Origin of the sequence: Flavobacterium psychrotolerans (assembly GCF_003097635.1) — a bacterium.
In the GTDB taxonomy this organism is placed as follows: domain Bacteria; phylum Bacteroidota; class Bacteroidia; order Flavobacteriales; family Flavobacteriaceae; genus Flavobacterium; species Flavobacterium psychrotolerans.
Genome location: NZ_QCZI01000008.1, coordinates 138,141 through 149,129 on the forward strand (window position 1 = coordinate 138,141; position 10,989 = coordinate 149,129).

At 32.6% G+C, this 10,989-nt stretch carries 7 protein-coding genes; 1 reads left to right on the forward strand and 6 read right to left on the reverse strand.

The window, feature by feature from the left end:
- Window positions 1–9: 9 nt before the first annotated feature.
- The 6 genes from DB895_RS08100 to DB895_RS08125 all read right to left on the reverse strand — a co-directional run bounded on the left by DB895_RS08100 (window position 10) and on the right by DB895_RS08125 (window position 9,447).
- A complete protein-coding gene (locus DB895_RS08100; protein ID WP_116724855.1) occupies window positions 10–1,482 on the reverse strand; it encodes a DUF5687 family protein in 1,473 nt (490 codons plus the stop codon).
- A gap of 191 nt (window positions 1,483–1,673) precedes the next feature.
- Window positions 1,674–3,299 (reverse strand): type I restriction-modification system subunit M, encoded by a 1,626-nt coding sequence (locus DB895_RS08105; protein ID WP_116724856.1) that lies wholly within the window; start codon window positions 3,297–3,299, stop codon window positions 1,674–1,676.
- A gap of 8 nt (window positions 3,300–3,307) precedes the next feature.
- Window positions 3,308–4,375, reverse strand: coding sequence for an AAA family ATPase (locus tag DB895_RS08110; protein ID WP_116724857.1), 1,068 nt, complete (start codon window positions 4,373–4,375; stop codon window positions 3,308–3,310).
- Between the two features lie 3 nt (window positions 4,376–4,378).
- Window positions 4,379–5,566, reverse strand: coding sequence for a restriction endonuclease subunit S (locus DB895_RS08115; protein WP_116724858.1), 1,188 nt, complete (start codon window positions 5,564–5,566; stop codon window positions 4,379–4,381).
- Window positions 5,559–8,552 (reverse strand): type I restriction endonuclease subunit R, encoded by a 2,994-nt coding sequence (locus tag DB895_RS08120; RefSeq protein WP_116724859.1) that lies wholly within the window; start codon window positions 8,550–8,552, stop codon window positions 5,559–5,561. The genes DB895_RS08115 and DB895_RS08120 overlap by 8 nt, the downstream gene beginning before the upstream one ends.
- Before the next feature lie 151 nt (window positions 8,553–8,703).
- Window positions 8,704–9,447, reverse strand: coding sequence for a hypothetical protein (locus DB895_RS08125; protein WP_116724860.1), 744 nt, complete (start codon window positions 9,445–9,447; stop codon window positions 8,704–8,706).
- A gap of 225 nt (window positions 9,448–9,672) precedes the next feature.
- Between DB895_RS08125 and DB895_RS08130 the strand changes: the two genes are divergently transcribed.
- Complete coding sequence (locus DB895_RS08130; RefSeq protein WP_116724861.1) at window positions 9,673–10,725, forward strand: ferredoxin--NADP reductase; 1,053 nt, start codon at window positions 9,673–9,675, stop codon at window positions 10,723–10,725.
- The last annotated feature ends 264 nt before the right edge of the window (window positions 10,726–10,989 follow it).

Genomic DNA, 10,989 nt, shown 5'->3' on the forward strand with positions numbered 1-10,989 from the left:
TTTATGAATTTAGGCATTGTTTTGAGCGTATGCAGCAATGGTTTTGTATTTTTCAGTTTTGTAGGTTTTCGCAATAATGGCAAACACTTTATTTCTAAAAGCAAAGCCCAGAATTCCGGCTAAACTCACCAATGCAAATCCGGCAATTGGCGCAAACAAATAATCCCCAAAAGCAAAAAGACCTATAGGAACCAACAGTTTGGGAATGGAAAGCAACATCGTTTGAACATTAAACCCTTGTTTGTTCCCAAAAGAATTATTGGCAGCATTTAAGTCTATGGGTGTTTTTACATAAGCGCCACCCCAGAGTACCAAATGCGAATTGACTCCAATATTATAAATGGCGCCAACAACAATGGCCATGTAGGTTTCCCATCCAAAATACAAATAAAAGGAAGCTAAAACCGTCGAAATTACGGTAGCAATTACCATCAACCACCATTTTGAAGTGAGGTAATCTTTGTAAGTGATGTTTTGGCTCATCAATAATTTATAATGACCGCTATCCCAACTCGGGACAAACTGACCGAAATTCAACAAAAATCCGCCCGAAACAAAAATTCCTGCAAATATTTGCATAACATTTCCTGCATGAGGCATATCTTGCCTTAAAAACAGCAATCCATAAAAAAGAAAAAAGAAAGCGGCTAAAACTGTTTTTTTAGACCTTTTGTTTCTAGTGATTAATTTAATATCGTTCTTTAAAAAAGCACCTAAGGTTCCGTATTTGTTAAGCCAAGCATATTCTTTAGCAGAAACCGTTTCTTGTTTAGCGACTATTTTTTCGTCAAAATACATGTTGTTTATAAAATACCGATAGGCAAAAAAGTAGAGCCCCGCCAAAACCAAAATAGGCACAACCACCATAATTTTAGTTTCATATAAAGCATCAAAAAAGACTTGGGTATAACTCGTAATATCGAAAACTTTAAAATACTGTGAAGCGATCAAACCAATGACAACAGCAGCGGCAAGCAACAAAATTTTATCTTGTTTGTTGGCCAATACATTCAAAAAATTACTGGCAAAAACCAACGCCATCATTCCCAAATGCCAAGTGATTACACCCAAAACGTCATATCCGTTAAGCAATAAAACAATCGAAAACGGAATGAAGAAAAAGGCATGTAAAATATTGAAAAACGAAATGGACGTTTTCCCTAAGATAAAATGCACCAAGGTCGATTTTTTTATGGGCAAAACCATCAAAGGCCGTATGTTCATTACTGGAATGGTTTGCATCATATAACGCACAAACAAATGCCCAAAAAACCAATAAAAAACATACTTATTGACAATCAAAAGCGGATTTGGATACCCATTTTCCTTAATTAAATAATAGGCCGAAGAACCCAAAGCCACAAAAACTACCGCAAAATAAACCGCACCAAAAATCATCAAAATTTTTATGGCCAAATTAGCGGCAAACGAGGCCGACCTCGTAAAAGATTTCCATTCGAGGATAAGGAATTTTTTAACCATAATAGTTGTGGAATGTTGTTTTGGTTAGTAGTTGCTAAAAATAAGAAAATGTTACAATTTGTTTTTTTATACTAAATTAAACTTTATAAAAAAAGCTAAAAACAAATGCGTCATAATAATTATTTAGTTGGTGTAATACATGATAATACTTTAAAATGAAGAGACCAATTTTGTTTAAGGGTGTTTCTATTTTATACCTGCGGCAATCCCAACTCCTTTAAAAATGCATTATGTTTATCAGTAGCTATTTTAATTTTATTATTGATATCATTAAGCTTTATATTCACTTCTCGTAAATCAATCTTTACTTCATCAACAGAAGTGTTTACGTATCGAGAAATATTCAAATTATACCCTTGCTTTTCAATTTCTTCCATTGATACTCTTTTAGAATATCTTGGTAGTTCGTTTCTATATTTGTAGGTATATATAATTCTATCAAAATGGGCATCACTTAATGCATTTTGCCTTTTACCTTTTTCAAAATGCTCACTTGCATTGATAAACAAAACATCTTCATGCTTTTTACATTTTTTAAGTACTAATATACAAACAGGGATTCCAGTAGAATAAAACAAATTAGAAGGCAAGCCAATAACGGTATCTATATGATTATCTTTTAATAATTTGGTTCTTATTCTTTCTTCAGCTCCACCACGAAATAATACACCGTGTGGCAAAATGATTGCCATTGTACCTTCTTTTCCTAAAAAATGAAAACCGTGTAATAAAAACGCAAAATCTGCTGCGGATTTTGGGGCTAAACCATAACTTTTGAAACGGAAATCTTCTCCCATAGCTTCATTAGGTTCCCAACGCAAACTAAAGGGTGGATTTGCCACAATGGCATCAAACTCAATTTTCTTAGCAGGATTCATTTCGTTTAATTCGTCCCATTGATTGAATAAGGTATCTCCGTGAAATATTTCAAACTCAGTGTCTTTCATGCCGTGCAGCAGCATGTTCATACGAGCTAAGTTATAGGTTGTTATATTTTTTTCTTGACCGTATATTTTGCCAACGCTACCGCCATTTTCTTTGATACGTTTTCTAACATTCAATAAAAGTGAACCCGAGCCACTTGCAAAATCCAATACTTTTTCTAGTTTGTTTTTGGGTCCAGTGGTTGGGTCTTGACTGTCTAAAGTAACAATTTCTGATAGAATAGAAGATATTTGTTGCGGTGTATAAAATTCTCCTGCTTTTTTACCAGAGCCTGCTGCAAATTGTCCTATTAAATATTCATAAGCATCGCCTAAAGTATCGGAATCAGTGGAGAAATCTTTGATACCTTCCCCTATTTTTTTTAATATATCACAAAGCTTTTTATTTCTTTCGGTATAGGTTTTTCCTAATTTCTCTGAATTCAAATTAATTTCCGAAAACAAACCTTGAAAAGCACTTTCAAACGATTCGTTTTCTATATATCGAAAACCTTCTTCTAAAGTATGAAGTAATTCATCATCTTGAGTTCGTGCCATTTCGGAAATACTGCTCCACAAATGATTAGGTTTAACTACGTAATGCACTTTTCTTCGCATTTGTTTTTCAAACTCGGGTATGTCATCAAAATTATTTTCATACCACAATTGAAGCGGAGTTATTACTCCAAATTCAGAAATAATATTTGAATCGGTAACAGGATAATCTCTTCCTAATTCTTTCTTTGCAGATTCTTCATAATTGGAAGATAGGTATCTAAGAAAAAGAAACGATAGCATATAATCCCGAAAATCATCGGCATTCATCGCGCCACGCAAGTTGTCTGCTATATCCCAAAGGGTTTTACCCAATTGTTGTTGTTCTTTTTGTGTCATTTTCTCAATTAAAATTTGAAATTGTATTTTGAGATAAGTTTATCAAATACTTCATTAAAAGTCTTTGCTTCATCCTCATTCATCTCACTTACTTTAGGTATAAAAACATTCTTATGAGATAAAGAATTTATTTTTAAAATCGTGTTTTCCGGATCGTCCACAGCAATTTGTCGAAGCAAAATCTTTAATTGGCTAGTACCAAAAAATGAAGCAATAGTTTCCAATAACTGCCTAAGTAATACAAAATGAAATGTAAATAATTCTTTTTTTGCTTCTGACAAAACTTGAAGAAGATGCAAATGATATAGAAAAACTTCTTTGCCAAAAGGCTTTAGAGTTAATTCTTCTTCTTGTCGTTTTAGCATGAAAAAGTTAGAGTTTTTTTTGTATTTATCACTTTTTTCACCTTTGCAAAGCCTATCATATAATATCGAGAATAATCCAATATGATGCGTTGTTACAATTATTTTCTTTTTTGGAAAAGAATCTTCAATTAACTTAGAGATTGATTCAGCTGTTAAAAAAATATTATGATCATCCATACTCGATACAGGGTCATCTATAAAAAAGTGAGCATCCTGAATACCTGCCCAAGAATCTGTCTCAAATAAGGCAACGAAAAAACACCAGATAAATATTCTTTCTTCACCTCTAGAAATTTTTATAGGATTGGTATTTTCGTCACTTAAATAAAATTTGATTGAATGAATACCTTTTTCTCGGTCTTCATCCTCATAAAGATTTAATTTGAATTTATATCTGGGTTGATATAACGATAATGTTTCTTCTAATATATCGGTATCAAGCAATAGTGAATGAAATTGATTTAATGAACTTGGTATAATATCTAGTTTTATGTTTTCATTATTATGTGGTTCGTCATTATCCCAAACAAATAAATCCTCACTAAATGCATTATAATAAACACCCGAATGACGACCATTATTAGGGTTTTTGGTTATATTTTTATATTCTACAGATAAGCGGGTTTTCCCAGTAGCATTAAAGGCATAAACCAAGATAATTTTTTCCTTTATATCCTTTAGTTCTTGAGCTATTTCAGTAATTGTACTCATATTTTAATTTTTCACTTTAGGAAACAAGCCTTGCATCAATCCTTTTTTATGCAACTTTAATTGTTCTATTTTATAAACTTGTTCTTTAATTAATTCATCTAATGAAGAAATTGTATTTGCTATTTTTTGTTGTTCTTTTGGATTTGGATTAGGTATTTTAATTTCAGAAAATTGACTATAACTAACCATTTTTCCATCTCTGAGCCCTTCTAAATTCTTGTTTAGATTTCTAATGTATAAATCTGTTTTAAAATAATGCTTATAAAATTCATTTTCAGAATATTCATTTTTCTTTCTCAGTATGATATAGGCAGGACTGCAAATTCCTTTATAATTTGAATACTCAATACCTCCTTGAAATGATCTCAAACTAATAATAAAGTCACCAATATCTATAACTTTATAGCTTTCTACGCTTTTTTCAGTTACAACAACATTATAATTAATCAAATCTCGAGGAATTGCACCTAGTTCTTGAGTAATTGCAAGAATTGGTAAATTAGAATTATGATTTTTATTCGATATTGTATCAAAGAGTTCATTTCCATTTAAAAATTCCCAGTCTCCATTCTTTTCAAATTCTTTGTACCTTAATTTCGGCACTTTTTCTCCTTTTTGCGGAAAAAGATTTTGCATCAATCCTTTTTTGTAGGTTTTTAAGCTTTCTAGTTTATCCGAAAGAGCAGTCATTACTTCATCTAAAGAAGAAAGACAATGGGCAATTTTTTCTTGTTCGGTAGTTTTTCTAGGAACTAATACTTTTTCTTTTTTATAGTCAGAATAATATATGTGAGGTATGCCAGACCCTTTGATATATGTTTTTAAATCAACTGTATTTAAAAGATAGTAAATCCAATTTAAATTATACTTTTTATTGTCTTTTGATTTTAAAGCAGTCAAAGTACCTAATATAGTTGATTTACTTTCACACAGATTTAATCTACCAACACCTGAACCATCTTTAACAATAGAAATGTATTCATTTTCATGCTGATAATTATTAATGTAACCTACTATACTATCAGCACCATAAACAGGAAAACCTTCATTTTTTAATTCAAGTTTATTTAATGCAACGCTTGAACTCTCTGATGCTACAATATTTTCAATTATATCCTCTACCCATTCACCTTCATTCACAAACTCAGGAAAACGAAATTCAGGAATCAATTTATTTATTTGATTATTCATATGCAGAAAGTCCAGATATTTCACGCCCTTGGGCTTGTTTTTTTAATACTTTATCTATAAGATCTTTCATTAAATCTTCTTCTTTTTTGCTGCGTTCTTTCCAGTTGAGTTCTAAAGGCTCTAACAAATCGGTTAGTTTTTCACCATCAAATATCAATCGGCTCATAATGTTGTTTACAAATGCTTTTAAATCGTTAGTTTGTAAACCATGAGAGAGTGCTATTTCAGAAATAATTTTATCGTTTTTATCATCTTTAAAAGTTTGATACCCTTTGCGTAATTTATTTACATCTTGCCCTGTGTTCCAATCTAAACTATTGATATAATCGGACAAGTCTTCCTGTTCTTCCATCATATTGGCAGTAGCACTCAACAAACTAATGATTTCTTGTTTAGTCATTTTTTGTTTAGACGGTTTCATCTGCAAATTTTCTGCCACCAAATTCATGATGTAGTCATAATCAATCACCGCAGAGGCAAACAAGACAAATTCAAAATCCAATTGCTGTATGTCAGTTGGCGCATTGTTGCCTTCTTTGTCTTGTATGGCTTTGAATTGTTTTGCTGTTTCTAAATAAGAACTTTTAAACGATTGCAAACGGTCGGTTGGTAAAATACTTTCAATAACTTCTTTTTGCTTTTCGTCTAAATCGGTATATTGGTCTAATTGGGTTTTAAGTCGTTGTACTTCTTTAAAGTTTTTTACAAAAGCAATTTTGGCACTGTCACCTCTAAGGCTATAAACATCCTGTGGTTCATTTGCTAAATTATTTTCTATCATAAAAGCACCCAAAGCTTCCACCGCTTTTTTATAATCCTCTATAACCAAAGGTGCGGCATCTACCATCCAAATTTTGATAGCTTTGTCTTCTGATTTTTCTCCAGAAAATAATTTAATAGCTCGGTTAACCTGTTCTTGTTGTGAGCGGAAATCTAATATATTGCCATAAGGCTTGGTGTCGTTCAATACACGATTGGTACGAGAAAACGCTTGAATCAATCCGTGGTATTTCAAGTTTTTGTCCACATACAAGGTATTCAAAAATTTAGAATCAAAACCAGTAAGCAACATATCTACTACAATAGTAATGTCTATTTTATTTTTGTGAGCATAATCCTGATTACTGTATTTTTGGTCTTTAATACGAGCTTGAACATTTTGATAATAACCATCAAACTCGTTTATGTTATGATTGGTACCAAATTGTTTATTGTAATCATCAATAATTTCAATTAACGCCTTTTTCTTTTCTTCAGGATTTACTTGATTATCAATTTTTTCTTGTGGTAAATCTTCTTGCAATTGTTTGATGTCTTCCACATTTTTTTGATCACCATCTCTTGCCATAAATTGAGCAGGAGGAGAAAAAACACATGCAATGTTTAATGGAACATAATTATCATCCGTTAGTTTCTTTTTTTGTTGAGCGAGTTTAAACAAACGAAAATATTCAATGGCATTATTGATAGAAGATGTTGCCAAAACCGCATTAAATTTTCTGTGGTTAGTTGCAGCATCATGTTTTTCTATAATAGCATCTACAACCGCTTGTTGCGCAATAGCTTCGCCTGGTTTTGGGTTTACATCACCTTTACCTTTAAAATAATCAATATGGAATCGCAACACATTTCTGTCTTCAATAGCATGTGTTATAGTGTAGGCATGCAATTGCTTTTCAAAAATAGATTCCGTTGTTTTATAAGTCGCTTCTTCGTTTTCTCTAACAATGTAATTGGAATTTTCAGAAAAAATAGGTGTGCCCGTAAAGCCAAACAACTGCGCTTTTGGAAAGAATTCCTTGATAGCATTATGATTGTCCCCAAATTGGGAACGATGGCATTCGTCAAAAATAATGACCATGCGACTGTCTCTCAAGTATTTTAATCGATCTTTATAGTTTTTAGTATCATCAAGTGCTAAACCTAATTTTTGAATAGTAGTAACAATCACTTTATCCGAATAATCAGAAGACAATAGGCGTCTTACTAAACTTTCGGTATTGGTGTTCTCTTCAACGCTTCCCTCTTGAAATTTATTGAATTCTTCGCGTGTTTGTCGGTCTAGGTCTTTTCTATCTACAACAAACAAGCATTTTTCAATTTCAGGGTTTTCTTTTAGTAATGTTGATGCTTTAAATGAAGTTAAGGTTTTACCACTTCCGGTTGTATGCCAAATGTAACCATTACCACGATTTTGGCTAATACAATCTACAATCGTTTTTACAGCATAAATTTGATAAGGACGCATTACTAGAAGCTTTTGTTCGCTTTCTACAAGCACCATATATTTGCTAATCATTTCGCCCAAGGTACATTTAGACAAAAACTTATCTGAAAATAAATCTAAATTGGTGATTTTTTTATTGCTTTCGTCGGCTAATTGATAAACGGGTAAAAACTGTTCATCAGCATTGAACTGAAAGTGTTGATTTTTGTTATTGGCAAAATAATAAGTATTATATTGGTTACTTACAATGAACAATTGTATAAAGCACATCAGTGAATTGGTATAACCATTTCCTGCATCATTTTTGTAATCAACAATTTGTTGCATGGCTTGTCTTGGTGAAATGCCAACACCTTTTAATTCAATTTGAACAATCGGTAACCCATTAATTAAAATAACCACATCATAACGATGATTGCTATTTTCTGTGTTAATGCGTAATTGATTGATAACTTCAAAGTCATTTTTGCACCAATCTTTTATGTTTACAAGCGTATAATGCAATGGTGTACCATCTTCACGTTGAAAATAATTTTTCTCACGTAATTTTTTTGAAGCAGCAAAAACATCAGTACTTATGATTTCATCTCTCAAACGTGCAAATTCAGAATTACTTAAACGCACACGGTTTAGTGCTTCAAACTTATCACGGAAGTTTTTTTCAAGAGAAAATCTATCGCGAATATCAGAGCGATAAGTGTATTTTAAATCGGTTAGCTTGGAAATAAAGCTTTGTTCTATTTGGCTTTCTTTGGTCATTTGTTTTTACAAAATGAAATTGAAACTTTATTTCAACATTCGTCAAAAGTAATTAAATTATCCCATAAAAAGCAATGTTTCTTTATGCACATTAGTTTGATTCATAATAAAAAACAGTGATTTTTGTTTCTGTTTTTTGATTTATAAAAACCTAGCCCTCCACCACCTCAACACCAATATTCCCATCCGCTCGTAACACATATTTTATCCCATTAAGCTCTTGGTAAAAAGTAACCCCAACAAAAGCAAATCGGTGCAATCCAACATCCGGCAAAGTAGTGGGAGTCATAGTGAAATCAGCTACTTCAATACCTTTTTCAAATATTAAAACAGGCGCCATAAACAGAGTGTAAATGCTTTCAAAATCGGTACCCAAAACCCCAAATTGCAATTCTAAATGCGTGGCACTTTTGGGAAACCGCACTAAATTTATATTAAAATCAGCAACGCTATACACACAGGAAACAGGATTATAACTTGCCTTCATCGGTACCACACTAGCTATAAAACATTTCGGCGTAAATTTAAAATCATTAAAAAGCTTGTGCCCCTCTGGACTACTAATACCTTTGCCAACAGTGCGTTGCCCCCTTTCAGAAATTGCATCACAATTCTTAATCCCTTGAAACAATTGCATCATTCTACCATGCAAAGTCCCTTCTTTATAATACATCAAAAAAGGAAATAGCGCCATCCGAATCTCCTTTTTAATGCGAGAACAATGCCCAAATTCAGAGTTGTTTTCCCTAACCCTAATCATGCTGGGTTTCGTTTTAATGGCTTTCCCGTTAAAACCGCCACCCGCTTTTCGAGCTACAGCCTTGCCTTTTCTGTAATAAAAATTAATTCCTCCAAGTGTTCCCTCAAATAAAACAAGTCCTTTTTGTGTTGCCATAATAGTTGTATTGAAAATATAAAAATAAGTATAAATTTATATTTATAACGTATGTATATCGTATTTATAACGTATATCTGTTGTGTTTATATCGTATTAAATTAATACAAGCTAAAGAGCAAAATAATAAAATCTTTTCCTACACTGCCAAATAAATCCATTCATTATAAAGAAACTCAAAATCAGAATAATTATCTTTACTATCTTTGCAAAAAACTACATCCAATGTCATCATTTTATAAACTAACCATAAAAGAAGTTCGACGCGAAACAGCCGATGCGGTTTCGGTTCTGTTCAATGTTCCGTTAGAATTTAAAGATTTTTATAGATTTATTGCGGGACAATACATTAATTTGAAACTAACTCTTGACGGAAAAGAAATTCGTCGTGCCTACTCTATTTGTTCTTCTCCTGAAAGCGGGGAATTGCGAATTGCCATAAAAGCAGTAAAAAACGGTGCCTTTTCGCAATTTGCAAATACAAAACTCAAAGCGGGCGATACGCTGGAAGTGGGCACTCCTGAGGGGAAATTCACTTTTGAACCTGAGGCAAATCGTATTAAAAGCTATGCGGCTTTTGCAGCAGGAAGCGGCATAACTCCTGTTTTGTCCATTATTAAAAGTGTTTTAATGGGGGAACCCAAAAGTACTTTCGTCTTGGTTTTTGGAAACAAAACGCCACAAGAAACACTATTTCACCAAGAATTACACGATTTGCAATTGAAATATGTGGGACGCTTTTTTGTTCATTTTGTGTACAGTCAGACTAAAGTTGAGCATGAGCTCTTTGGCAGAATCGACAAATCGACCGTAAATTTTGTATTAAACAACAAACACAAAGAATTGCAATTTGACAAATTCTACTTGTGCGGTCCCGAAGAAATGATTAACACCGTTTCGACTGTTTTAAAAGAACACAACATCAAGGAGTCGGCCATTAAATTTGAACTATTTGCTGCTTCAGCCAGCGAACATAAAATAGAGCAATCACTGGAAGGTCATACAAAAATAACGGTTTTAGTGGATGGTGACGAAACTTCATTTGAAATGTCTCAAAAACAAACCATCCTTGAGGCAGCTTTAAAACAAGGTATCGATGCCCCTTATTCTTGCCAAGGCGGAATTTGCAGCAGTTGTTTAGCGCGAATTACTACCGGAACCGCAGAAATGAAAAAAAATTCTATCCTAACCGATGGCGAAATTGCCCAAGGTTTAGTACTTACTTGTCAAGCGCACCCTACATCTGCAACTCTAGTTGTCGATTACGATGACGTTTAAAAAATTGAAATGTCCTCATTAATGGCTAATTATTTTATGTCTTTAAGATCTAAATCGATTTTAATATAAATATTTTAGATTTTTTTTAAAAGTATCCAAATAAATTATAGGGAGCCGAACGGACAAGTATATAAAATCAAAAACGCTTTCAATTTTTGAAGTTGAAAGCGTTTGAAAAAAGTAAAAGAACCCGTTGGGTGTAATTATTTGAAGTAGAAAATATTGGCTAGATATTGGTCAAGATACTGAAATTCAGTATCTTGA

Bases quoted from the DNA above. Each gene is read 5' to 3' on its own strand.
- DB895_RS08100 (WP_116724855.1), bottom strand. From the start codon at position 1,482: ATGGTTAAAAAATTCCTTATCCTCGAATGGAAATCTTTTACGAGGTCG.
- DB895_RS08120 (WP_116724859.1), bottom strand. From the start codon at position 8,552: ATGACCAAAGAAAGCCAAATAGAACAAAGCTTTATTTCCAAGCTAACC.
- DB895_RS08115 (WP_116724858.1), bottom strand. From the start codon at position 5,566: ATGAATAATCAAATAAATAAATTGATTCCTGAATTTCGTTTTCCTGAG.
- DB895_RS08110 (WP_116724857.1), bottom strand. From the start codon at position 4,375: ATGAGTACAATTACTGAAATAGCTCAAGAACTAAAGGATATAAAGGAA.
- DB895_RS08125 (WP_116724860.1), bottom strand. From the start codon at position 9,447: ATGGCAACACAAAAAGGACTTGTTTTATTTGAGGGAACACTTGGAGGA.
- DB895_RS08130 (WP_116724861.1), top strand. From the start codon at position 9,673: ATGTCATCATTTTATAAACTAACCATAAAAGAAGTTCGACGCGAAACA.
- DB895_RS08105 (WP_116724856.1), bottom strand. From the start codon at position 3,299: ATGACACAAAAAGAACAACAACAATTGGGTAAAACCCTTTGGGATATA.